25 protein-coding genes and 2 pseudogenes are annotated in these 23,531 nt (G+C 67.5%); 18 read left to right on the forward strand and 9 right to left on the reverse strand.

Annotated features, from left to right (window positions below):
• Positions 1-14 precede the first annotated feature (14 nt).
• The 3 genes from ACFRAH_RS13020 to ACFRAH_RS13030 are packed head-to-tail and all read left to right on the forward strand — an operon-like array spanning position 15 to position 1,601.
• The gene (locus ACFRAH_RS13020) at positions 15-416 is read left to right on the forward strand and encodes a YidH family protein (protein WP_377991296.1); all 402 of its coding nucleotides are present in this window, start codon (positions 15-17) and stop codon (positions 414-416) included.
• A gap of 3 nt (positions 417-419) precedes the next feature.
• A complete protein-coding gene (locus ACFRAH_RS13025; RefSeq protein WP_377991297.1) occupies positions 420-779 on the forward strand; it encodes a DUF202 domain-containing protein in 360 nt (119 codons plus the stop codon).
• Positions 780-836: 57 nt separating this feature from the next.
• Positions 837-1,601, forward strand: a complete 765-nt coding sequence (locus ACFRAH_RS13030) for a VOC family protein (protein ID WP_377991298.1) — start codon at positions 837-839, stop codon at positions 1,599-1,601.
• A 10-nt stretch (positions 1,602-1,611) separates the two neighbouring features.
• On the opposite strand, the gene ACFRAH_RS13035 is transcribed toward ACFRAH_RS13030, so the two are convergent.
• On the reverse strand, positions 1,612-2,247 hold the full coding sequence (locus ACFRAH_RS13035) for a hypothetical protein (protein WP_377991299.1): 636 nt from the start codon (positions 2,245-2,247) through the stop codon (positions 1,612-1,614).
• A 165-nt stretch (positions 2,248-2,412) separates the two neighbouring features.
• Between ACFRAH_RS13035 and ACFRAH_RS13040 the strand changes: the two genes are divergently transcribed.
• Positions 2,413-3,459 (forward strand): hypothetical protein, encoded by a 1,047-nt coding sequence (locus ACFRAH_RS13040; RefSeq protein ID WP_377991300.1) that lies wholly within the window; start codon positions 2,413-2,415, stop codon positions 3,457-3,459.
• A gap of 45 nt (positions 3,460-3,504) precedes the next feature.
• Here ACFRAH_RS13040 and ACFRAH_RS13045 read toward each other — a convergent pair whose 3' ends face one another.
• Complete coding sequence (locus tag ACFRAH_RS13045; RefSeq protein ID WP_377991301.1) at positions 3,505-4,956, reverse strand: MFS transporter; 1,452 nt, start codon at positions 4,954-4,956, stop codon at positions 3,505-3,507.
• Between the two features lie 96 nt (positions 4,957-5,052).
• On the opposite strand from ACFRAH_RS13045, the gene ACFRAH_RS13050 reads away from it, so the two are divergent.
• The gene (locus ACFRAH_RS13050) at positions 5,053-5,430 is read left to right on the forward strand and encodes a MarR family winged helix-turn-helix transcriptional regulator (RefSeq protein WP_377991302.1); all 378 of its coding nucleotides are present in this window, start codon (positions 5,053-5,055) and stop codon (positions 5,428-5,430) included.
• A gap of 205 nt (positions 5,431-5,635) precedes the next feature.
• On the forward strand, positions 5,636-7,984 hold the full coding sequence (locus ACFRAH_RS13055; protein ID WP_377991303.1) for a multicopper oxidase domain-containing protein: 2,349 nt from the start codon (positions 5,636-5,638) through the stop codon (positions 7,982-7,984).
• Positions 7,985-8,086: 102 nt separating this feature from the next.
• Here ACFRAH_RS13055 and ACFRAH_RS13060 read toward each other — a convergent pair.
• The 3 genes and pseudogenes from ACFRAH_RS13060 to ACFRAH_RS13070 form a co-directional block, all read right to left on the reverse strand.
• Positions 8,087-8,443, reverse strand: a pseudogene (locus ACFRAH_RS13060) (response regulator transcription factor); the annotation flags it as partial.
• A gap of 127 nt (positions 8,444-8,570) precedes the next feature.
• The gene (locus ACFRAH_RS13065; RefSeq protein WP_377991304.1) at positions 8,571-9,242 is read right to left on the reverse strand and encodes a class I SAM-dependent methyltransferase; all 672 of its coding nucleotides are present in this window, start codon (positions 9,240-9,242) and stop codon (positions 8,571-8,573) included.
• Between the two features lie 5 nt (positions 9,243-9,247).
• On the reverse strand, positions 9,248-10,519 hold the full coding sequence (locus tag ACFRAH_RS13070) for a glycosyltransferase (protein ID WP_377991305.1): 1,272 nt from the start codon (positions 10,517-10,519) through the stop codon (positions 9,248-9,250).
• A gap of 147 nt (positions 10,520-10,666) precedes the next feature.
• Between ACFRAH_RS13070 and ACFRAH_RS13075 the strand changes: the two genes are divergently transcribed.
• From ACFRAH_RS13075 to ACFRAH_RS13110, 8 genes and pseudogenes are all read left to right on the forward strand, one after another.
• The gene (locus ACFRAH_RS13075; RefSeq protein ID WP_377991306.1) at positions 10,667-10,993 is read left to right on the forward strand and encodes an ArsR/SmtB family transcription factor; all 327 of its coding nucleotides are present in this window, start codon (positions 10,667-10,669) and stop codon (positions 10,991-10,993) included.
• Positions 10,990-11,781 carry a cation transporter gene (locus ACFRAH_RS13080; protein ID WP_377991307.1) on the forward strand — a complete coding sequence of 264 codons (792 nt, stop codon included), beginning with the start codon at positions 10,990-10,992 and terminating at the stop codon, positions 11,779-11,781. The genes ACFRAH_RS13075 and ACFRAH_RS13080 overlap by 4 nt, the downstream gene beginning before the upstream one ends.
• Positions 11,778-12,692, forward strand: a complete 915-nt coding sequence (locus tag ACFRAH_RS13085) for a cation diffusion facilitator family transporter (protein ID WP_377991308.1) — start codon at positions 11,778-11,780, stop codon at positions 12,690-12,692. Before ACFRAH_RS13080 ends, ACFRAH_RS13085 begins: the two co-directional genes overlap by 4 nt.
• A 172-nt stretch (positions 12,693-12,864) precedes the next feature.
• Entirely contained in the window at positions 12,865-14,994 is a 2,130-nt protein-coding gene (locus tag ACFRAH_RS13090) for a copper-translocating P-type ATPase (RefSeq protein ID WP_377991309.1), read from the forward strand.
• A 101-nt stretch (positions 14,995-15,095) separates the two neighbouring features.
• Entirely contained in the window at positions 15,096-15,569 is a 474-nt protein-coding gene (locus tag ACFRAH_RS13095; RefSeq protein ID WP_377991310.1) for a hypothetical protein, read from the forward strand.
• A 135-nt stretch (positions 15,570-15,704) separates the two neighbouring features.
• Positions 15,705-16,340: a DUF305 domain-containing protein gene (locus ACFRAH_RS13100; RefSeq protein ID WP_377991311.1), complete on the forward strand. Its 636-nt coding sequence runs from the start codon at positions 15,705-15,707 to the stop codon at positions 16,338-16,340.
• Positions 16,341-16,500: 160 nt separating this feature from the next.
• On the forward strand, positions 16,501-16,911 hold the full coding sequence (locus ACFRAH_RS13105) for a four-helix bundle copper-binding protein (RefSeq protein ID WP_377991312.1): 411 nt from the start codon (positions 16,501-16,503) through the stop codon (positions 16,909-16,911).
• Between the two features lie 149 nt (positions 16,912-17,060).
• A pseudogene (locus tag ACFRAH_RS13110) lies at positions 17,061-17,171 on the forward strand (type II toxin-antitoxin system Phd/YefM family antitoxin); the annotation flags it as partial.
• 48 nt (positions 17,172-17,219) lie between these two features.
• Here the strand turns inward: ACFRAH_RS13110 and ACFRAH_RS13115 are convergent.
• Positions 17,220-18,086 (reverse strand): GAF and ANTAR domain-containing protein, encoded by an 867-nt coding sequence (locus ACFRAH_RS13115; protein ID WP_377991313.1) that lies wholly within the window; start codon positions 18,084-18,086, stop codon positions 17,220-17,222.
• Positions 18,087-18,263: 177 nt separating this feature from the next.
• Here ACFRAH_RS13115 and ACFRAH_RS13120 point away from each other — a divergent pair, with 177 nt between their 5' ends.
• Positions 18,264-18,749: a hypothetical protein gene (locus ACFRAH_RS13120; protein ID WP_377991314.1), complete on the forward strand. Its 486-nt coding sequence runs from the start codon at positions 18,264-18,266 to the stop codon at positions 18,747-18,749.
• A 103-nt stretch (positions 18,750-18,852) separates the two neighbouring features.
• Here ACFRAH_RS13120 and ACFRAH_RS13125 read toward each other — a convergent pair whose 3' ends face one another.
• On the reverse strand, positions 18,853-19,815 hold the full coding sequence (locus ACFRAH_RS13125; protein WP_377991315.1) for an NAD(P)/FAD-dependent oxidoreductase: 963 nt from the start codon (positions 19,813-19,815) through the stop codon (positions 18,853-18,855).
• Between the two features lie 99 nt (positions 19,816-19,914).
• Here ACFRAH_RS13125 and ACFRAH_RS13130 point away from each other — a divergent pair, with 99 nt between their 5' ends.
• Positions 19,915-20,523, forward strand: a complete 609-nt coding sequence (locus tag ACFRAH_RS13130; protein WP_377991316.1) for a helix-turn-helix domain-containing protein — start codon at positions 19,915-19,917, stop codon at positions 20,521-20,523.
• A gap of 185 nt (positions 20,524-20,708) precedes the next feature.
• Here ACFRAH_RS13130 and ACFRAH_RS13135 read toward each other — a convergent pair whose 3' ends face one another.
• Positions 20,709-21,236, reverse strand: a complete 528-nt coding sequence (locus tag ACFRAH_RS13135) for an alternate-type signal peptide domain-containing protein (RefSeq protein WP_377991317.1) — start codon at positions 21,234-21,236, stop codon at positions 20,709-20,711.
• Positions 21,237-21,490: 254 nt separating this feature from the next.
• Between ACFRAH_RS13135 and ACFRAH_RS13140 the strand changes: the two genes are divergently transcribed.
• Positions 21,491-22,387 carry a trypsin-like serine protease gene (locus ACFRAH_RS13140; protein ID WP_377991318.1) on the forward strand — a complete coding sequence of 299 codons (897 nt, stop codon included), beginning with the start codon at positions 21,491-21,493 and terminating at the stop codon, positions 22,385-22,387.
• Between the two features lie 67 nt (positions 22,388-22,454).
• Here ACFRAH_RS13140 and ACFRAH_RS13145 read toward each other — a convergent pair whose 3' ends face one another.
• The gene (locus tag ACFRAH_RS13145; RefSeq protein ID WP_377991341.1) at positions 22,455-23,267 is read right to left on the reverse strand and encodes an SGNH/GDSL hydrolase family protein; all 813 of its coding nucleotides are present in this window, start codon (positions 23,265-23,267) and stop codon (positions 22,455-22,457) included.
• A 63-nt stretch (positions 23,268-23,330) separates the two neighbouring features.
• Here ACFRAH_RS13145 and ACFRAH_RS13150 point away from each other — a divergent pair.
• On the forward strand, positions 23,331-23,531 hold a 201-nt coding region (locus ACFRAH_RS13150), incomplete at its 3' end, for a hypothetical protein (protein ID WP_377991319.1).

Below are 23,531 nucleotides of genomic sequence, written 5' to 3' on the forward strand. Positions count from 1 at the left end.
GCTAGACTGTGAGCGTGCCGTCCACCCCGCCATCCCCGTCCGGCCCTGAATCCCGCAGAGGCAGGCTTGCCGAACGGCTCCTGCCCGGCGGCACCGAACCGGATCCGCGCTTCACCCTTGCAAACGAGCGGACGTTCCTGGCGTGGATCCGCACGTCGCTGGCGCTCCTGGCCGGCGGCATTGCGGTGGAGGCCTTCACCACCGACGTCTTCCCCGAACCCGTCCGCCGCGGGCTCTCGGTCCTGCTCCTCCTGCTGGGCATGCTGCTCAGCGCGGGCTCCGCCATTCGCTGGCTGCGGGTGGAAAGCAGCCTGCGCTCCAACCGCCCACTCCCCCTGCCGCTGATCGGTCCGCTGCTCGCCGCCGGCTGCGCCGTCGCGGCGGGCGTGGTGATCGCCGTCGTCGTTCTTGCCTGAACCTTGACCGACACTCCTGCCCCCGCTCCCCTGCCACGCGATGGCGACGGCCCCCTCCACGGTGACCCGGGGCTGCAGCCCGAGCGCACAGCGCTCGCCTGGGGCCGGACGGTGCTGACGCTGATCGCCGCGAGCGCCGTCTGCCTGCGGTGGGTTCCGGAGCAGGGGCCGTTTGTGCTGGCGATGTTCGGGCTGACGGTCGCCGCGGGGAGCGGCATCTACTTCACCCAGCGGCGGCGCTACGGGCGGAGCGTCGAGGGCATCAGGGCAGGACGCCTGCCGCCGGACACCGCGGCCGTCTTCTGGACGGCGGGCGCGTGTGTTGCCCTCGGGGCGATAGGCGTCTGGCTGGTGCTGTCGTGAGCCTTTAGGCTGATTTCGCCAGGCTGAATCACCGACCATCGAAAGGAGTGCATCCCTATGCCATCGCGAGACACATCCTCTGTTGGCGTGCCGTGCCGCGTGGACACGTTCCAGCCGGATCCGCGAGCCGCCACAGAGTTTTATGGCCCGCTTTTTGGCTGGACGTTCGATGATCCGGCCCCGATGCCGGCAGGGCTCGGGGGCGAGTACTTCGCGGCGCGCTACCGCGGGCGTCTGGTGGCCGGGATCGGCCAGGCACCGCCGCTGACACCGACTGTCTGGAACACCTACATCCGCGTCGACGACGTCACCCAGACAATCGCGCGTGCCGAGCAGGCGGGCGGGACACTGCTGGCCGGTCCCTTTGGGGCGGGCCCGGAAGGACGCCTCGCCGTACTCGCCGACGCCACCGGCGTCCCGTTCTGCCTGTGGCAGCCCGGCGGGAACGACGGCGGCCGGGTCGCCGACGTGCCCAACTCCTGGGCCATGAGTTCGCTGCACACCGCGGATGTAGAGCGGGCGAAGGCGTTCTACGGCGCCGTGTTCGGCTGGGATTCCGGGCCGGTGCCGGATGCGGGCTTCTCGCTGTGGCGGCGCTCGGGCGAAGTGGTGGCGGCCGTTACGCCAACCGGCGGGACCGGGGTCCCGCCGCACTGGAGCGTGAACTTTGCCGTCAGCGATGCGGACGCCACCGCCGAGCGCGCGGCGGCTCTGGGCGGCAGCGTCCTGATGGCCCCGATGAGCACGCCGGGTTTCCGCAACGCGGTCATCGGGGACCCGCAAGGGGGTTTCATCGCGGTCAGCGCAGTGGTTCCCGAATGACCAGGTTCAATCACCGGGCTTCCGTTTTCTCTTTGGTGACCACCGAGCCGACCGTCGCGGAGGACGACGAATTACTCCGCGAAAGTACACTTTGAGCCCCCAGCTTTACCGTGCCGCCGACGGAGGCGGGCCGGCTCCTGGTGTCTTCCGACGATTCGAAGCGGGTCCCCTCGGAACGGGATTTGGACTTTGTGGAAGCCGTGGTGGCATGAGCCGTAGCCCGGAAGGACACGTCAGCCGTCATCGGCGAAACCACCGGGTTGTCGGGGTCGGCAAAGTTGGTGAATTCCATGGACATCCTCAGACGCCCGTTACTCAACCCGTTCGAGACAACCAGGTTCAGGGACTCGGTCTCGCCAAACCCATTAATCAGTGTGGCGCCTGTGCATGTGTTTTCCTGCGTGACGGACACAAAACCCAGCTTGTCCGGCGTTGGCGTTCCGCTGAAGGTGAAGACACTGCCGAACACGCTGACCCTCGTCCGCATGCACCCGTCGGCGCGGTCAAATTCCGCTGTCAGTCCCTGGCCTCTCGTCACGGTTTTCGTAACGTCGGCACGCTGCGACGCGGTGCTCGGTGCGGCGCCGGCGAGTTGAACGAAGACTGTTCCGGCCAGGGCCATTACTCCGAGAGCTGTCTTTTTCATCGCGCCTCCCTTTCGTAGGGCCGCGAGTCCCAAGCTCACCGGATTGTATGGGCGAAAGGTTGGGAAAACAGTGGAGCGGTGCACCTGCTTTGTGGGCTCCCCCGTGGGGTGCCGGCCGTTCTACACTCATACACACCGCACGCCAACGACGGGAGGCGAACCCCGATGCGGCGCAATCGTGTTATTGCTGGAACGTCCGCTGTCCTCCTGGGCGTCGCCGGCCTCTGGGCCGCGTCCCTCGCGCTCGGCGACGGGAAGACCGCCGGAGTGCCGGATCCAGCGACGACGTTCGCTGCGCCACCCCCGCCGCCTGTCCCCGACAGCGCTGCACGTGCGCGTGACGTGAGGATCGCTGCCGTCGGTGACATGAACGGCCGGGATATGAAGGCGCCGGACAGCCCGTCCGGCCGGAACGGGGCGGCGATCACCAGGCTCGCGCAGAACAACGAGATAGACGCGTTCCTGGGGCTCGGGGACTTCCAGTACGACACCGCCTACTGCGCCGATTACGTGAACTCCTGGACGCCGCTGTGGGGCGGCACGAAATCCAAGCTGTACTGGGTGTCCGCGCCCAACCACGACTGGCAGCCCGGACGGAACGAGGACCTCGACAACTTCATGAACGGCCAGTGCCCCGGCGCCCCTGCCAAGGCCGCCATCAACCAGCAGCGCGGGTTCATCAGCAACGGGGCACCGTACTCGGCGAACTTCGGGAACTGGCACTTCGCGTTCCTGTCGTCAGCACACTGGCGGTACTACCCGGCTCAGGCCCAGGCCTTGACGACCTGGCTGGACAAGGACCTCGCCGCCGCAAGGAAGGCGGGTCTGCACCTTGCGGTCGTCTACCACGAGCCGTACTTCACGTCGAACACCAGGGGACATTCGCGGGCCGCCGACCACAAACCGTGGATCGACGTGATGTGGAAGCACCGGGTGCGGCTCACGTTCTCAGGCTCACAGCACAACTACGAACGTTCGTGCCCGGTGAACAACGCGGACCAGTGCGTCCGGGACGGGATGACAGCGTTCCAGGTTTCCACGGGAGGCATCGGCCTCCGGTCGTTCACCAGCAGCCCGCCGTACATCGCGAAACGGTTTAGCGACACCCACGGTTTCCTTCGGATGACACTCCGGCCCAACGGGTCGTTCGACTGGAATTTCGTTCCAACGTCGGGGCCGGGCACGGACGCGGGCACGCGTCCCGCCGGTTGAGCCTGCCGAATCCCGCTGGCCGGATTCGGCAGGCTCAACCATTGGCTAGGCCGCCAAGGCGACCGTCCGCCGTCGTGCAGGTGTTGCGGCAACCAACAGCGCGGCGATCGCGACGGCGGCACTCAGCACCAGGCCCGGCCGGTACTGCTCAAGCATGGCCGCGGCACTGGGGACGGCGCCGCCGTCGGAATGCCCGCCGCTGACCAGGGCGGTGGTGACGGCCAGGACCAGGGCGGCCCCCACCTGGGTGCTGGTTTGGATGAGGCCCGCGGCCAGGCCCTGCTCGGAGTCCTTGATGCCCGCGGTGGCCTGGACGTTGATGGACGGGAACGCCAGGGCGAAGCCGATGCCCAGCAGGATGATCGAGGGCAGGATGTCAAGGGCGTAGTTGGGCGTGGTGCCCACCCGGAGGAACAGCACGTAGCCGAGGCCCAGGGAGACAAGCCCTGTCAGGATCAGTTTGGTGGCGCCGAAGACGTTGATCAGGCGGTCGGCGAACGGGGCGCTGGTGGCCACGATCAGGCCGGTCGGCAGCAGGGCCAGGGCCATGGACAGCGGACTCCAGCCGAGGACGGACTGCAGCAGGAGCGTCACGATGAACTGGAAGCTGAGGTAGGAGCCGAACAGCCCCACCGCGCTGAGGTTGGCCCGCGCCACCCAGCCTTCGCGGAGGATGCCGAAGCGGATGAGCGGGTGCCTGACCTTGTTCTCGATCACGGCGAAGGTTGCCAGCACCGCGGCAGAGATGATGAATCCGGCGATTGTTGCCACAGATCCCCAGCCCTGTTCCGGTGCGGACACCAGCGTGTAGACGAGTCCCAGCATGCCCAGCGCCAGGGTGACGGCGCCCCAGATGTCGTGGCCGCTGTCCGTGGCGTCGGGGGTGTCCTTCGGGATGAATTTGTAGCCCAGGATGACCACCAGGACGGCGATCGGCACGGAGACCAGGAACGTCCAGCGCCAGCTCAGGCTGGTCATGAGGCCGCCGACGACGAGCCCCAGGGAGAAGCCGCTGGCACCGAAGGTGGTGAAGATGGAGAGGGCCTTGTTGCGCTCGCGGCCCTCGGCGAAGTTGGTGGTGATGATGGAGAAGCCCGTGGGGGCGGTGAAGGCGGCCGCGAGGCCCTTCACGAAGCGGGTGGCGATGAGGACGGTGGGGTCGTTCACGAGCCCGCCCAGCAGGGAGGCAGCCGCGAAGACCGAGAGGGCGATGAGGAAGATGCGACGGCGGCCCAAAAGGTCCGCGAGCCGGCCGCCCAGGAGCAGCAGGCTGCCGTAGCCGAGGACGTACGCAGAGACGATCCACTGCAGGGAGTCCGTGCCGAGGTTCAGTTCGTGCCCGATGGAGGGCAGGGCCACGCCCACCATGGACACGTCCAGGCCGTCGAGGGCCAGGACGGTGCAGACAACCATCAGCAGGAGCCACTGGGCGCGGGTCCAGCGGACGGCCGTGGCGATCTGTCCGGAACTTCGTTCGAGGGTGCTAGGTGAGGTCATGCCGCCAATCTATATGACACGTCATTCAATGACAAGGAATATGACGTGGAATATTATGACGTGGACTTGACTCTCGTTTTCGGCTAAAATCGGGGCATGGCATCGACGACGGACCGCACACTGGTTGAGCAATGGCGCAGCATCCAGGACGCGTACCTGCGCACCTCGTGCGCCCTTGGCCGGACGCTGGAAGCCAAGTTCAGCATCGGCCTGAACGAGTTCGAGATCCTGGACCTGGTGGCGGAGAACAGCAAGTCATCATGCCGGATGAAGGAACTCGGCGAGCGGACCCCCATGAGCCAGAGCGCCGTCTCCAAGGTGGTGGACCGGCTGGAGAAGGCCGGGTTGCTGACCCGACAGTCCTGTGCCGACGACCGCCGCTCGCTTTACCTGGAACTGACCGAGGCGGGCCGCAAGCTCCACCAAGCGGCCGCCGTCGAACACCGGGCGCTGCTTAAGGAAAACCTGGGCTGACCACAAGAGCCACTGGTTGAGCTTGTCGAAACCTCGCTGGCAGGGCCCGTCCGCGCTACAGCGGTGCATGTCAGGACATTAAGAAACCCCAAGATTTTCGTAGCATGCGGTAACCACCATGAGTGCTGTCTGTAAACGCAATTGGGGGCGACATGGACCTGTGTTCCGCATCTATTCCCGGTCTCCACGACACAGGAGGTCGGCAATGGCAGCCTTGGATATCCACGTCAACGACGGGTTCGTTCCGATGGTGGACGGATCATTGGTTTACCACCGGGGTTTCGGGGACCGGCGCACGGGAGTCAACGATCCGAACCCGGCGCTGGCGCTGAGCCCGAGGGTCATCACGGCGAACGGACGGGTGGTCGCGAGCCGGACGTATCCGCTGGGCGCTCCTGTGCCTCCCCATGGGAGGCCGACACCTTTGCGGCCTGACCCTTCACAAGCCCGGCAGTTCCTTGCCCGTCGCGGTTACTGGGCCAGCTTCTTTCCGCCACGAACCCTCATCGCTGAGACCGGCAGCACCCTCGAGGTGATGGTGCACAACAACCTCGCGCACCCGCATGAGATCCGGTTCCACCGAGCCGGCCCCGGCGGGGCGGACATCGGCTCCGGTCCGGTCGCGCCGGGAAAATCGAAGCTCCTTCGGTTTGCGGTCCCCCGGCCCGGGACCTACCTGTACACGGACCCGGGCAACCAGCCGGTGGAACGGACCCTCGGCCTGTACGGCGCCCTCGTAGTGATCGACCCGCGCAACGCCTGGCGGCTTGCGGCCGGCGCCGCGGAATTCGAGCGCCAGTGGCTGTGGCTGTGCCACGACGTGGACTCCAACTGGGCCCGCATCTCCTCGAGGGGGCAGACGGTTGACCCACTCGCCACCCCGCCGGTGCCGAACTATTTCACCATCAACGGGTTCTCCGGGTTCCAGTCGCTGGCCGTCACCACCGACCTGGCCTTCAATGACCGGCGGCACGAGGACACGCTGCCCTCAGGCCACCCGCGCGAAACCGACGTGCGCAACTTCAGCGCCACCCCGTCAGCCGGAGCCATCCGTACCGGTCACCTCATGCGGATGCTCAACGCCGGCATCGTGGACCACCAGCTCCACTACCACGGCAACCACGTCTGGACCGTCCGGGCAAACGGCATCGACTTTCCAAGGTCCAACGGCCGGGTGTCACCGCAGGGCGATGTCCAGCTCCAGCAATGGGAGGACACCATCCAGCTGCAGCCGTTGGAACGCAAGGAATCTATGCTTCCGGTCCGCAGGGCACCGGATGTAGTGGACCAGGTGTGGAACGCCAGGAACGAGGACTGGACGTACCCCATGCACTGCCACGCGGAACCTTCCCAGACGGCCCGCGGCGGGCTCTACCCCGGCGGACTTGTGGCGGACTGGGTGCTCGCCGCCCAGCCCGCCCCGGTGCAAGGGACGCCGCCCACTGCCGCCGATCCGCACCACACGTTCAGGAGCCAGGTGGACTTCTCCTCGGACCAGCCCCATGAGGGCAGCCCGAAGACCGAATTTCCGCTGAAGCGGGCCGTCTTCTTCGAGATGGACTTCTTCAATCGGAAGTTCACCTTCCCTGACGGCTCCGAACACGAGATGTGGACCTTCGAGGGCAACAAGTTCGGCCGCCAAATCCCCGGAACAACAGTGCGGATGCAGGAGGGCCACCTGTTCCAGGCCACTATCAAACCCAGCAAGAGGGTCCATACGATCCACTGGCACGGCATCGAACCGGACCCGCGCAACGACGGCGTGGGCCACACCTCCTTCGAGGTCACCGGACACTACACATACCAGTGGAGGCCGGACCTGGCCGAGCGCGGCAATCCCAACCGGGGCTCGGCGGGGACCTACTTCTACCACTGCCACGTCAACACCCCGCTCCACGTCCAGATGGGCATGTTCGGCCCGATCGTCATTGACCCTCCCTCGAATCCGGCCATGCCGGCACCAGCTGGGGCGCGCCGCCATTCCTTCGAAGGTCCGCTGTACGACATCGCGACCGAAACCCTGATGGCCCCCTACTCCCTTGATCCCCGGTGGCACGAGCTGAACCACGCTGCGGGACTTAACGGCGAGGATGCCGGGCTGAACCGGTTCGAGCCCAAGCACTTCTTCCTGCTGGGCGGCAACATCCCCAGCCGCCCCAAGGGTGACGACATCGTCTGGGCCATCTCGCAGATGCGGGCCAATGTGGTCCGGAACGGCAAACACCCCACACTTGTCCGATTCCTCAACGTGGACTACTTCCCCACCCTCACGATGATCACGGACGCGGAAGGCAGGCCGGCCAGGATTGCCGAGCTGATCGCCCACGACGGCCGGCCGTTCTGGACCACTCCAAACCCCAACGGCCCGGCCGTGCAGCCCTCCATCGCAGGGCAGCCGCTCCTCACCAACATCATCAAGTCGGGTGCCGCGGAGAAGTTCGATTACCTGCTGCACCCTCCCGCCCCGGGAAAGTACACCATAAGCGTGCAGTTCCTGCACTGGATCACATCGGAGGTCCTGGCCACGCGCACTGTCACGGTCAACGCCTCCTGAGTGCGGCGTTCCACAGTTGCAGCTGACCCGGCCCGGCCGGTGACGGCCATCGGCATTCAGCGGAAGCTACCCCGGAAGAATGCGCTCGGCGGGTCCGGGACCGAGCATCGCCGCGATCCGGGTCCGCAGTTCCCGGGGACGGAACGGCTTCATGACGTAGTCATCCGCCCCGGCCTGCAGCGCGTCATGAACGTCCGACTCCTGCGCCCGGCCCGTGAGCATCACGACATAGGCATCGCTGAAGGACCGGATGCGCCTCAGGACCTCGAACCCGTCGATGTCCGGAAGACCTACATCCAAGGTGACCACCTGGGGAGCCCGGCGCCGGACGACGTCGATCCCCTCCAGCCCGTTCACGGCGGTGTAAACGGCAAAACCAGCCTGAGCCAGAACTGCCTGCAGCAGATTGCGCATGTCGACGTCGTCTTCTATGACGACCGCCACTTCCACGGCGTTCATGGTCAACTCCACGTCCGGGGGATCCTCGAACCGGCCCAGCACCAGTTCCAAGTCCACTCCCACATCACACGTTACAAGCCTGAAAGGTGTTTTACAGCACCTGATTTGTGGGATTCAGATTGCGCTTTCAATATGACGCCCCGGGGCAGGTGGCGTGGCCGAGGATGTGCGCCACGGGAGGGGCCAGGGACTGGACGGCGAAGCCGAACCGCTGGTTGTCCCGGATGGTGAATCCGGCCGCGGTGATGGCGGCGAGGGTGTCCCGGTTGGGGTGGCACCCGCCGGCCAGCCGCTGCCATGCCGGCGTGAGCAGGTCCTCGACGGCGGCCAGGACGGGGCGCTCCGAGCGGACGTGCTCGTAGTAGGCAAGGGTCCCGCCCGGGCGCAGGACGCGCCGGATTTCCGCGAGCGCGGCAGCCTGGTCGGCGACGCTGCACAGCACGAGACTGGCGACGACGGCATCCGCACTGCCGTCGCCGGCCGGGATGCGCTCGGCTGCGGCAGGCATCACCGTCACCGACACGGCGGCCGTGGCGGCCCGTTTCAGGGCAAGGCCTCTGAGGTAGTCATCGGGTTCCAGGGCCAGAACGCGGGTGACGGCCGGCGGGTAGAGCGCAAAGGCCGATCCTTCCCCTGCACCGATTTCGATGACCGTCCCGTGCAGGCCGGCCAGCATGCGGCGGCGGTGTTCGGTGGCACCGCGGCGGTTCATCCGCCCGACCGCACGCGCATAGGCGCGGGCGAAGCGCGGGTGCTGGAGGTGCGTCAGTGCATTGCCGCCGTCCGCTGAATTGTCCATGCCGTTCACTCCTTCCGCAGCATCGCTTCCATTTCCTCGATGAGCCCGTCCACGCCTGGCGAGGCCTTGATGGCGGCCCCGATCCGCCGGCTTCCGGCCCCGTAGCGGCCGTCGCCCAGGACCTTCCGCACGGCATCCCGGATGGCCTCCGGCTTGGGCCGTCCCGTTCTGAGATTGATTCCGACGCCGGCCCAGGCCACCCGGGCGGCCCCTTCCGGCTTGTCCTCGGTATCCCCCGCGACCACGATGGGCACGCCGCTTTCCATGGCGTAATGGAGCCCGCCGTAGCCGCCGTTGGTGATGTAGACGGCGACCTTCGGCAGGAGTTCCGCGTCCGGCAGGAACTCGGCGGCGCGGGCATTGGCCGGGAGCGGCGGAAGCGCGCCCAGCGGACGGCGGCCGGTGCTGACGACGACGGTGACGTCCTCCCCCGCAAGGCCCTCAAGCGTGGGGCCCACCAGGGCGGTGAAGTCCTCGTTGGAGACGGTCCCCTGCGTCACGTAGACCACCGGGCGGGAGCCGTCCAGCTCGCCCCACCAATCGGGCTTCGGCGTCACGGATGCCGAGGCTGCGTGCCGGGACATCGGGCCGAAGAAGCGCAGGTTGTCCGGGGCATCCGAGCGCGGGTACTCGAACTCCTCCACGGTGAACTGGGCGAAGAGGTCGGCGTTGCGCGCCCAGTCGAGGAAGAAGTCACCGTTCAGGCCCACTCCGCCCAGTTCGCGCATCCGCTGGTCCACCTGCCGCTGCGTGTCCTTCAGCGCCACGTTCGCCACGAGCCAGTTCAGCGCCCGGTTGCGCAGGCGCGAGGCGGGCCCGCTTCCGGGCGGCAGCCCGAGCCCGAAGGGTGCGCAGTCCGGGCTGGACAGCGTCAGGGGCAGGATGCCGCAGGCGATCACCGGCGGGCGGCCGGCCCGGGGCTGGCGTGTGAGAATGGATGCCGCCATGAAGCTGATCTCGGCCAGGACGGCGTCCGTGGGTTCGTCGGCGATGGCCGCGGCGAGCGGCAGGTACTGCCCCCGGGCGGGGTCGATGACCAGCGCCTTCACACCGTCGCGGATGGCCTGCAGCCCGGATGCGTCACTGTTCTCCGGCGGCTCCTCGGCGCCCGGCCCGAGCGGCAGGAACTCCGCGCCGCTGGCCTTTACTGCGTCCTGGTACTTGGGGCCGGTCAGAAACCGCACCCGGTGTCCGCGGCCGATCAGCTGCCGGGCCACTCCGAGCATGGGCGAAACGTGGCCGTCGTGGGGGCCGCTGCAGACGATGACGGAAGCCATGGGTGGAGCTTATGGCCTGCGGACGTTCGGGGATAGGGCGGGCGGGCCGCTTCGATCCGGTACGCCCGGAACCGGACCACCGCCGTCGAACGGGTATCCGGCGAGTACATCTTTGCGTGAGTACATCCACGGATGTACTTTGAGCGTATGGAAACCCTCACGCATGCACCCGTGCTGGCCCGGTTCGGGTATGCGGTTTCGGACGCCACCCGCGCACGGATCCTGCTGGCCCTCGCGGACGCCCCCTCCTACCCCGCCGATCTGGCCGATTCCCTCGGGGTGTCCCGGCAGAGCATCTCGAACCACCTGACCTGCCTGCGGGGATGCGGCCTGGTGGTGGCGGTTCCGGATGGCCGGCGGACACGCTATGAACTCGCGGACGCGCGCCTGGGCCATGCGATCCGGGACCTGATCGGGGTGGTGCTGGCGGTCGATCCGGCCTGCTGCGATCCTGACGGGACATGCCTGGTATGAGTGCAGTGCCAGGCACGGGCGCGGTGCAACTCTCCCCCGCCCCGGCGCAACGGGCCGTGCTGACCCGCCGGATCCGGATCTTTGCCGCTGCGACGATCAGCTACAACCTCATTGAGGCGGCGGCCTCGCTGTGGGCCGGCGGAGTGGCCGACTCGTCGGCACTTCTCGGATTCGGGCTGGATTCGGTGATCGAGGTCGCCTCGGCCCTGGCTCTGTCCTGGCAGTTCTCCGCCAGGGACCCGGAGCGGCGTGAGCACCTGACGCTGCGGATCATCGCGGTGTCCTTTTTCGCCCTGGCGGCGTTCGTGACCGTCGACGCCGTCAGGTCCCTGACCGGTGGCGGCGAAGCCCGGCATTCCATTGCCGGGATCGTGATCGCCACACTGAGCCTGGCCATCATGCCGGTCCTGTCGTGGCTGCAGCGCCGGGCCGGCCGCGAGCTCGGTTCCAAAACCGCCGTCGCCGATTCCAAACAGACCCTGCTGTGCACCTACCTGTCGGCGGTGCTGCTGCTCGGCCTGGTCCTCAACAGCACCCTGGGCTGGTGGTGGGCCGACGCCGGCGCAGCCCTGGTGATTGCCGCCATCGCCGTCCGGGAAGGCGTCAACGCCTGGCGCGGGGACATCTGCTGCACTGTTCCGCATACGGCCGCCGAAGCCGGCCATGCCGGCCTTGCCGTCACGGATGCGGCTCCGGCCGGCGCGTGCTGCGATGACTGCGCCGAGGATCCGGCACCGCAGCCGCTGGGGCTGCCGGTGACCGCCAACCGCCCGGAGGGGAGATCATGAGCGGCCACGACCACAGCCACGGCGCGGCAACCGCGAACCGCGGGAAACTGACAGTTGTCTTCGCGATCACCGCCGCGGTCATGGTCGCGGAGATCGTGGGCACGGTCCTGACCGGGAGCCTGGCGCTGTTGGCCGACGCCGGACACATGTTCACCGACACCGCCGGGCTGCTCATCGCCCTGATCGCCGCGTCCCTGGCCATGAAACCGGCCACCCTGAAACGCACCTGGGGCTACAAACGCGCCGAGATCGTCGCCGCCGCCGGGCAGGCCGCGCTGCTGCTCGGCGTGGGCGGATTCGTCATCGTCGAAGGCATCCGCAGGCTCTTCGAACCCCCGGAGGTGGCCGGATCCACCATGCTGTGGTTCGGCGTCATCGGCCTGGCAGGCAACGCCATCGGACTCCTGGTCCTCGCATCCGGACGGCACCACAACTTCAACATGAAGGCCGCCTTCCTCGAAGTCCTCAACGACGCACTCGGATCGGTCGCCGTCATCGCCGCCGCCATCATCATCGCCCTGACAGGCTGGACCCGGGCCGACGCCGTCGTCTCCCTCCTCATCGGCGCCCTGATCATCCCCCGCACCCTGAAGCTTCTCCGCGACACGGTCAACGTGCTGATGGAAAACGCCCCCGCGGGCCTGGACCTGGGTGAGGTCCGCGAACACATCCTTGCCCTGCCCCACGTCATCGACGTCCACGACCTGCACGCCTCACTCGTCGCCTCCGGCACGCCGGTCCTCTCCGCCCACGTCACCGTCCAGGACACCTGCATGAAGGACGGGCACGCCGCCACCATCCTGGCCGACCTGCAACGCTGCGTGGCCGAACACTTCGAAGTCAGCATCGAACACTCCACGTTCCAGATCGAGCCGGCCGCCCACCGCGACCAGGAAACCATCCACCACTGACGCCGGCGACAACCCCCGCGGCAAAGGGACCAAAGCCTCTTGACCTACATACCCCCCGGGGGTATATTTTCGATGTTGTCAGTGAAGTGGTATGTCCAGGGGACTGCCTCCCCGTCACAGCCGTTCAACCCCAGCGCCCCCATCCGTCACAGTGGAATGGAGCTGACACATCATGGAAGAGCACGCCTCACCGCGCACGGCGACCGCCGACCTCGCGGAACACAACGCAACGTCCACTCCCGCACCTGCCCGGGCTGCCGGCGTCGGACACGGTCCGCATGCGGGCCACGACGACCGTGTGGTCCATAGCCACGGGCAGCATGCCGGGCACAGCACCGCGATGTTCAAGAACCGGTTCTGGCTGACCCTGGCCCTGTCCGTTCCGGTGGTCTATTTCAGCCCGATGTTCAGCCAGCTGCTGGGCTACATGCCGCCGCAGTTCCCGCGCTCCGAGTGGATCCCGCCGGTCCTGGGCACCGTCATCTTCCTCTATGGCGGCCAGCCCTTCCTCCGGGGCGGCCTGAATGAGCTGCAGACCCGCCGCCCCGGCATGATGCTGCTGATCGGCATGGCCATCAGCGTGGCGTTCGCTGCCTCCTGGGTGACCAGCCTGGGCATCGGCGGCTTCGATCTGGACTTCTGGTGGGAGCTTGCCCTGCTGGTGGCCATCATGCTCCTGGGCCACTGGATCGAGATGCGCGCCCCCGGATCGGCGCAGGGGGCGCTCGACGCCCTGGCCGCGCTGCTGCCGGACGAAGCCGAGCGCATCACCCATACCGGCACGGAAACTGTCAGCGTGTCCGATCTCCGCGCCGGGGACCTGGTGCTGGTCCGGTCCGGGGCACGGATGCCCGCGGACGGCACGGTGACCGAAGGGCAGGCCGAGTTCGACGAATCGATGATCACCGGCGAATCCAGGACCGTGCCGCGCTCCCCCGGGGAGGCGGTCATCGCCGGGACGGTCGCCACCGACAATTCGGTCCGGGTCCGCATCACCGCCGTCGGGGACGACACCGCGCTGGCGGGCATCCAGCGGCTGGTGGCCGAGGCGCAGGCCTCCTCGTCCCGGGCGCAGGCCCTCGCGGACCGGGCCGCGGCGTTCCTGTTCTACTTCGCCGCGGGAGCCGGCGTGGTCACCTTCATCGTCTGGACCCTGCTGGGCAGCGTCCCGGAGGCGGTCACCCGCACGGTCACCGTCCTGGTGATCGCCTGCCCGCACGCCCTGGGCCTGGCCATTCCGCTGGTGATCGCGATCTCCACCGAGCAGGCTGCCCGGGCAGGGGTCCTGATCAAGAACCGGATGGCGCTGGAGCGGATGCGGACGGTCGGCGTCGTTCTCTTCGACAAGACCGGCACCCTCACCAGGGGTGAGCCGGAGGTGCGGGACGTTGTTGCCGCTTCCGACGGCGTGGGCCGGGACGGGCTGTTGGCGCTGGCTGCCGCGGTGGAAGCGGACAGCGAGCACCCGGTGGCACGGGCGATCGTGCGGGCGGCCAGGGATCGGGGCCTCTCCGTTCCTCCCGCCACGGGGTTCGCCTCCATGACGGGCCGGGGCGTGAGAGCCACCGTGTCCAGACGGATGGTGCAGGTGGGCGGGCCTTCCCTGCTGCGGGAACTCGGGGTGACCGAACCGGCGGAGCTCGCCGCGACGACCGGGGGCTGGATGGACCGCGGCGCCGCCGTGCTCCACGTCCTGGCCGACGGCCGGGTGCTGGGCGCCGTCAGCCTCGAAGACGCCGTCCGGCCTGAGTCGCGGCAGGCGGTCGCAGCCCTGCAGGACCGGGGCATCAAGGTGGCCATGGTCACCGGCGACGCCCGGCAGGTTGCCCAGGCGGTGGCGGCCGAACTGCACATCGACGAGGTCTTCGCCGAGGTCCTGCCCGCGGACAAGGACAAGAAGGTCAGCGAACTGCAGGACCGGGGTTTCAGGGTGGCCATGGTCGGGGACGGCGTCAACGATTCCCCCGCCCTGGCCAGGGCCGAGGTGGGCATCGCCATCGGCGCCGGAACCGACGTCGCCATGGAATCGGCCGGCGTGGTGCTGGCCGGGAACGACCCCCGGGCCGTGCTCTCCATGGTTGACCTGTCCCGCGCGAGCTACCGGAAGATGTGGCAGAACCTGGTGTGGGCCACGGGCTACAACGTCATCTCCGTCCCGCTGGCGGCGGGCGTGCTGGCGTTCGCCGGCGTCATGCTCTCCCCCGCGGCAGGCGCGGTGCTCATGTCGGTGTCCACGATCGTCGTCGCACTTAACGCCCAACTGCTGCGCCGGATCAAGCTGAACCCAGCGCAGTTCCGGTGAACCCTGCCGGGCCGTAATCATCCCGGACCGGCCCCTCCGCCGGGTAGCTTTAAGAGACGTACCCCTGAAACCACCCGTCCTGCGCGGAAGGAGGAACCGTCATGACTGCAGTCCGCAGGCTTGCCACGGTCTTCCTGCGCCGTGCCGGAATGTTTTCCCTGGTGCTCGCCCTGATCGCCGGCATTTTCGGCATGCATGTGATGAGCGGCCACCACCTCATGCACGGCCCGGCCGGTGCGGTGGCGGCCGCATCCGCTGGCCGCCCGCACCACTCGAACCACTCGCACCCGGCGGGCGAGGCCGCCCACGGCGTCACCGCAGGTGCCGCCCATGCCGCCGGCGAAGAGATTTCGGCTGCGGCCGGATGCCCGGACGGGAACTGCAGCGGCACACAGGTAGTGACCGCCTCGTGCACCCCCTTAGGCAAGACAGGCACCCTGGCCGCGCCGATGCCGGGGACAGCCGTGTTTGCCGCAGTGTATGTCCGCGCCGGCCCGGCGGGACAGGTGAGCGGGCGCAGTGCCCACAGGCCGGACACGCCAACACCTTGCAAATTGTCCATCAGCCGGACGTAAAACAGGGCCCGGCCGGGACCACCCGGCACAAGTACGACGGCGGGCGGATGCCCGCGTGTTCCCGCGCGTCACCGATGCGCTGACCCCTTTTTCCGGCGCCCGGCGCCGATTGAACGCTTGAAGGACCTGATTTACATGAACAAGAAGTCCCTGACCCTGCCCACGGCCGTTCTCGCGGCGGCTCTCACCCTGGCCGGCTGCGCCAGCGGATCCGGCGGCACCACCACAACCGGCACGTCATCCGCGCCTGCGTCATCCACTGCGGCCCCATCCGGCAGCACAACGGCGGCCGCCGCGGAACACAACGCGGCCGACACGATGTTCGCGCAGACAATGATCCCCCACCACGCCCAGGCGGTGGAGATGAGCGACATGATGCTCGCAAAGAAGAACATCCCGGCCAACGTCGTCGCCCTCGCGGAGAGGATCAAGGCCGCGCAGGCCCCGGAGATCGAGACGATGACCGGCTGGCTCAGGAGCTGGAATGAGCCTACCGGGGCAGCCGCCGGCCACGACATGTCCAGCCACGGCGCCGGCATGGGCGGCATGATGGGCGACGACGACATGAAGAAACTCGACGCCGCCCAGGGCACCGAAGCCGCGAAGCTGTTCCTGACCCAGATGACAGCCCACCACCAGGGCGCCATCATGATGGCCAAGACCGAGGAAGGCAGCGGACAGAACCCCGACGCCGTCGCCCTGGCCAAGAACATCGTCACAGCGCAGCAGAAGGAAATCCAGGAGATGAAGGACCTGCTGGCCACGCTCTGACCGGCTCCTGAGCCAGCCCGGCCAGCACCAGGCCGGCATCCTTCCGGCACCGGCGGCCCCGCGCCGCCGGTGCCGGCACGGGACCATGGTTTCCTGCGGCGGGCGGGTCTATGGTGGCGTCATCAAAGGCAGGCGCAGCCACCACCGACAGGAGCAGACCATGCCGCACCACATCACCGCGATGCTGAACGCCCACCCCGGAGGCACCGGTTCTGAGGACAAGGAGAAGCTGGCCGCGTGTATCGCCGCCTGTTTCGAATGTGCCCAGATCTGTACCGCCTGCGCCGATTCCTGCCTGGCCGAGGAAACGGTGGCTGATCTCGCCAGGTGCATCTCGACCGACCTGGACTGCGCTGACGTCTGCGCCGCGACCGGCGCAGTCCTGACCCGTCAGACCGGCGACAGTTCCTCGATCGTCCGGTCCCTGCTCGAGGCCTGCCGGACTGCCTGCGCCGCGTGCGCTGCCGAATGCGAAAAGCACGCACAAATGCATGAGCACTGCAGGATCTGCGCTGAGGTCTGCCGCCGCTGCGAGGACCTCTGCACCGCGCTGCTGGAGTCACTCAGCTAGCAATCCGGCCGCCAACCGCTACCGAACACCATCCGACGTCGGCCGGCCACCCGCCGTCGTCAGACTCCAGGCCCTTCTGATCATTCTCGCGTTTCTGGCGCTTATGTACATTTCGGCGCTATGACACCTGAAATTGCTGCATGACAGAGATGACCGTTACCCATGCCCGGAGCCGCCTGTCGGAGGCGGTTGACACGGCCCGTGTCAGTCATGAGCCTGTTTATCTGCTGCGCCGCCGGCGCCGCGTGGCAGCCTTGATCGACGCCGATGATCTTGGGGGATCATCTATGAAATCCGGGATGCGCAACTCATCGTTCTCGTCGTAGCGGTCGGCCACCGCCGGGAAATATACCAGCACTAATACATCCGACGTCGGCCAGCCACCGCCGTCGAACGTTCCCCCTTGACTGGCCCAGACATAAACGGTGCGCCCAGTTCAGTCCTTCGAAGTGCGTGACCGCAACCGCCGCACCGGAGACCCCCGCGACAATGTCCGCGGCGAGCGCGTGCAGCTTCTGGTTTCGTGTGCTGGAGCCGCGCCGGAGGACCTGAAAGGCTTCGCCGTGGGAGCAGCGGTTCTGGGCCATGATGATGCCGCAGGCGAGGTCGATCGCGGTCCGGCTTTCCATGGCCGCCTTGAGGTTCGCGGCGAGCTGGTCCGCCGCGGCGATGCGCAGCGCCAGGTGCAGGGCCTGCCCGGCCATGACGGCGAAAATCTCGGCATCGGCAATGGCGTCTTCGGTGAACAGGCCGGTGGCCGGCGCGAAAAAGTTCAGCACTCCGGCGGCGTCCGGCCCCAGCTTGAGCGGAATGCCCAACACGCTCCGGCAGCCTGCCGTCTCAAGGGCCGCGCGGTACTGCGGCCAGCGCGGATCGGTGGCGACGTCGGCGAGAAGCACCGGGACGCCCGTCCGAAGCGCGTCCTCGCACGGCCCCTGGCCCAGGTGCTGTTCGATTTCGTCCAGCACGACTGCCTCGTCACTGCTGCCCGCGATCGACGCGCTGCGCTTGCGCCGCTGCAGGGTCACGGCGCACTCTATCCGGGCGGCGGCGGAACGCGTCATCATGGCCGCCGCGAAACCTGTCATCCCGTCCAGGAACCCTTTGATGTCCTCGGCGTTGGAGATCAGGGCATGCAGCTGCTCAAAATCATCCGACTGATCAACGGTGCTCATAGCCACAAACTTTAAAACCCGCTCTACGGCAGGACAAGACCGCCCTTACCGGTGAGTTACGACGCCGCCAGCCTGCCCTGATCCTGTGCCGATCCTGCGAATTAGCCCCGGGCAGACCTGAGGTTGAGGGAGAACAATGGGAAGCGAATTCGGCGCCGTGAATGGAGGAGCAACAGAGTGAGCCGTGTGGACCGGGTGCCGGGAGCAAGAGCCGCGATGGTCGCATTCGTGCTGACGGTGCTGCTCGGCGGGGGCGGAGCTGCCGCGCACGCGCTCTGGCAGCAGCCGGCCACGGCCACAATGTCAGTCTCCGCCGCATCCGCCTGGCCGGGACCGGCGGTGACCGCGCTGACCTGCGCCAACAATTCCAGCCAGAAAATCGCGACACTGACCCTGCAGCTGCCCCAGACCGCAACCGTCACCTACGGGGCGCTCCAGAGCAACGGATCCATCCCCAAAACGTATACGTGGGGAACGGTCAACGGCGGTGCACCCGGCTCCGCCCTCAGCCTGGACGTCAACTCCCAGATCATCAAGGACAGCCCCGGCGGAGCCCTCACCTTGAAGGCAACGGCCACCTACGCGGATGGGACCACGGCATCCGCCCAGCTGGTCCTCACACTCACCGACTCGAACAACAAGATCGCCTGCCCCCTGCCCTGACCTCTTCGCTTGGAGTTTTTGTCCACTTGTCGCGACTTCAGGGGCGTTTAGCGGCCATTATCTGTACAAAAACTCCAAGGGTTTGGGGGTTGCCGCGTCCGGGCTACTGGGATACGGCCGACGTGGTGACCTGCCGGGCGACGGCCCGGTCGGCGTCGTCCATGACCATGACCGCGTTGATGTGCTGGGCAGCCCGGGCACCGGCCGCGGCCGCGGCACCGACCTGGGCGCTCAGGTCCGAGGAGTTGCCGGCTGCCCACACCCCCGGCACCGAGGTGGCGCCAAACTCGTCGGTCTCGATGAACGCGCCGGCCGGGTGGGCGGTGGCCTGGATGCCGATGCCGGCAAACAGCTCGGAGCGGGCCACCATGCGCGGCGCCACCACGACAACCTCGACGTCGGCAAGCGTCCGGTCAGCCAGGCGGACGCCCCTCATCCGGTCGTCCTGGAGCTCGACGGCGGCCACATCACCGGTGATGACAGCGATCCCCAGCGCGTCGAACTTGGCCCGTTCGCCGGCGTCGAGCTCGTGGTCCTGGGCAAAGAAGGTGACCCGGTCACTGAGCTGCCGGAACATGAGTGCCTGGTGGACCGACGTGGGCCCGGACGCGATCACACCGATCCGGCGGTCCCGGACCTCCCAGCCATGGCAGTAGGGGCAATGGAGGACGTCGCGGCCCCACCGCTCGCGCACACCGGGGATATCCGGCAGCTCGTCCACCAGGCCGGTGGCGATCAGCAGCCGGGGGCCGTGCAGCACCTCGCCGCTGCGCAGGGTCACGGTGAACCCGTCCGGCGCGTGCGAAACCTCGATGACCTCCCCGTCCACGATGTCGGCGCCGTAGCCGCGCGCCTCCTCGCGGCCGCGGGCCAGCAGCTCCAGCGGGCTCATCCCGTCACGGGCCAGCAGCCCGTGGACCCCGTCGGCAGGAGCGTTGCGCGGGAAACCGGCGTCCACCACCACCACGCTCCGGCGTGACCGTGCGAGCATCATTGCCGCGCTCAGTCCCGCCGCTCCCCCGCCGACAACAATTACGTCGCGCATCTGCTTGAATCCGTTGTCCATCTGCTCCTCCTGGCTGTCATTTCCCGTCCGTTGTTGACAATGGTTCCGGATAAGGATGAAGATCAGCAAAGATATTTGCCAAACGGAAAAGGACAACTGATGGACGACTCCATCGACCGGACACTCGATGCGCTCGGGCCACGGCTGAAGCGGCTGCGGCAGCGCCGCGACCTGTCGCTCACCGACCTCGCCGGCGAGACCGGCATCTCGGTCAGCACCCTGTCCCGGCTTGAGGCCGGACTCCGCCGCCCCACCCTCGAACAGCTGCTTCCCCTTGCGCGGGCCCACGGCGTGACCATCGACGAGCTGGTGGATGCTCCCGCCACCGGAAACCCGCTCATCAACCTGCGGCCGGTTCCCTCCGGCGACGGCTCGGTCATCCTGCCCCTGACCCGCCGGGCCGGCGGCATCCAGGCCTACAAGATCGTCAAGCCAACCGGCGACGACAACGCCGAACCCGAGCTTCGGACGCACGAGGGGTACGACTGGGTTTACGTCCTGAACGGGACACTCCGCCTGGTCCTCGCCGAGCACGACCTGCTGCTCAAACCGGGTGAAGCCGCAGAGTTCGACACGCGCACCCCGCACTGGTTCGGCGCCACCGGCGCCGGCCCCGTGGAGTTCCTCAGCCTGTTCGGCCGGCAGGGCGAGCGCGCCCACCTCCGGGCGGCACCGCGGGACCCGAAGGCAACGGCCACCGAAAGCTGACCGGGACCCCTGTGGCGCTGGGAGTTTTTGTCCAGTTGTCGCGACTTCCGGGGTGTTTAGCCCCCATTATCTGTACAAAAACTCCAGACCCAAAGAGACGGCCGGCCACCCTGGGGGAAGGTGACCGGCCGCCGTCGTGCGCTTCCGGGAGCCCTGAGCGGCTGCCGGAAGCAGTCTAGTTAGGGCTAGGACAGGCCCGGCTGGGTGATCTGGTTCAGGTTGAAGCCGACGTTGCCGAAGTTGTAGCTCTTGCCGACGTCGGACCGGCCCGACGTGGTGGACAGGAACTCGAACGTGATGGTGGCGGTAACCGTCTGGGAGGTCTTCAGGGGGTTGGTTACCGCAGTGCCGCCGATGGTGAGGGCGGGGCCGGTCACCGTGACGTTCCCGGCGGTGAAGCCGTCCGCCGCACCGGTGCCAGAGGTGGTAATATTCGCGGCCATCTTGTCGCCGGTCAGGGTGACGTTCAGGACCTGGGTGTAGGTCAGCTTGTCGCCGGGGACAACCTTGTAGCTGGCGATGTTGATGGTGGCACCGGCACGGTCCGTCCAGACGCCGGCGGCGGCGCTGACATTCAGGTCGCCGGAGACGATGGTGCCGGGGGTGGCGGTTTGGGAGGCGTTCCAGGAGGCCAGGGTGCCGCCGCCGCCCAGCAGCAGCGCTGCACCGACGGCGATGGCGGCGGTTCCCTTGATGAGTGCGCTGTTCTTCATGATGAGACCCCTTCAAATCTTGCGAGTGGATGTCCTGCTGGGAAGAACAATGCAGGGGCAAACTCAGGGATCCATGCCGCAAAAGGTCAAGAATCCGTCAAGAAAAACAGCCTGCTGACAGGTGGTATCTTGAGTCACCGTCCCATTCGGGCCGAGACACCACCTCGGCGCCTGCCGCATACATCGATGCGCGCTGCCGGCGCCCGTGCAAGGAAGCTGGGGCTTGTATGCGCTTATTGAAAAGACTGCGCTTTTTGAAAAAACTCTGTGCCGGAAGCGGGGCGCTGGCCGTTGCCGCACTGCTGGCAGTGACGACGGCGGTTCCGGCCGGCGCGATCACCGGCGACTACGTCAAGGACAACGAGCACCCGTTCGTGGGGCTGATTGTCTTCTACGGTCCCGACGGCGGGTTCCACCACAGGTGCTCGGGTGCCCTGCTGACGCCGACGGTATTCCTCACCGCCGGGCACTGCGCCGCCGGTGTTTCCTCGGCCCGCGTCTACTTCCAGCAGGATGCCGGCGTGGACTGGAGCCCGCAGACCGGCACAGATCCGGGCACCGGCTATCCGGGCGCCTGCGCGGAGGGAACGCTGGGAACCCAGTGCGCCACCTCCCACGAGGTGCACAACTACGGCTACACGAGCATGGCCGCCGTGCCTGAAACCAAGGACGCCGGCCTGGTGATCCTGGACCAGCCCATCGCCCTCGACGAATACGCCCGCCTTGCCGCGCCCGGGACGCTGGACGCACTGGCCGCCAGGCGCGGGCAGCAGGACACCACATTCACCTCCAGCGGCTACGGCATTTCCGCGGCCGGCCCGGGAGGCGAGACCTCGTTCCGGGAACGGCTGATGGCCGAGTCCAGGCTGACCAACCTCACCAGCGCCAGCACCGACGGCTACAACGTCCAGACCAACGGCAACGGCAACGGCCTGGGCGGCACCTGCACCGCCGACTCCGGCGGGCCGCTGTTCTACGGCACCGCCGGGTCCAACACCATCACCGGCATCACGTCGTTCAACCACAACCGCTACTGCAAGGGGACCAACTTCTCCTACCGCACCGACCGGCAGGACGTGATCGACTGGATCGCCGCCACCACCGGACCCGAGTTCGCAAACATCACCCTCGCGCCCGCCGCCGTCGGCTAACCCGTCCCGGGCAAAACCGGGCGTACGACGGCGGGTTCCCACCCGCCGTCGTACGCTCAACAGGTTCCTACACCAGGAACTCGGAGGCCACCTTGGCCGCCACCGTCCGCACCGCGTAAACCGGGGCGAAGACCGGCCGCTTCGGCAGCAGCGGCGCAGGCGCCGGGTGGTCGTGGACGCCCGGCAGGGGAAGGCGCTGCATCGCGATGCGCTGCCACGCCCACGGCAGGAAGTAGTTCCGGGCCCAGGCAAGGTCCCCGGCCCTGGCATCGCGCCAGTTGCTGTTAGGCAGGGCCTTCGGCACCAGCGGCTGCAATGAGTGCTCCACCTGGAGCGTGTCCAGGACCTGCATGGCGATGGTGTGGTGGCCCAGCGGCGAAAAATGCAGCCGGTCCGGGTCCCACATGCGCGGATCCCTGAGTTGCCGCAGGGTCCAGAGGTCCACCAGCAGGCAGTCGTGCGCGGCGGCGACAATCCGGATGTTCTCGTTGAAGATGGCCACCCTGGAACGGCTCCGTCCCAGGAACGGCGTGTGCCGCCAGTCCGGCCCGGCGAACAGCATGATGGTGGCACCGGTGCCACTCAGCCGTTCCACGCCCGCCTCCAGTTTGGAGGCCAGCTTGTCCGGATCGGTCCGGTGGAACACCATGTCGTTTCCGCCGGCAGACAGCGTGATCAGGTCCGGCTTCAGCTCCAGCGCCGGCTCCGTCTGCTGGTCAAGAATCTGTTCCAGAAGCAGTCCGCGGATGGCCAGGTTGGCGTAGGCAAAGTCTTTCCGCTCCGCACTGAGCTCCTCTGCCACCCGGTCCGCCCAGCCCCGAAGCCCTCCGGCGCAGCGTTCCTCGGGGTCGCCGACGCCCTCGGTGAACGAATCTCCAATTGCCACATACCGGCTCCAAGGGTGTGGGGCCGTTGCGTCCGCAGCGGAGTTTCGGGGTCCAAAGTGGCCGATGTGTTTCATCGCCTCGTCCTTTCCCTTGCGCCCCTGGCGCGGTACGCCTGTGGCGTTATCCAAGCAACGTTCGAAGCCTGCGGGAAATTCCTAAAAATTGCGTCGGCCTGTGAAAATTTTCCCGGCGGCCTGGGCGCGAACGTACAGTTGTGGCCCCGTTTTGGGGTGGATTTGGGGCCGCAACTGTACGTT

The organism is Arthrobacter sp. NPDC056727 (assembly GCF_042790555.1).
GTDB lineage: Bacteria > Actinomycetota > Actinomycetes > Actinomycetales > Micrococcaceae > Arthrobacter.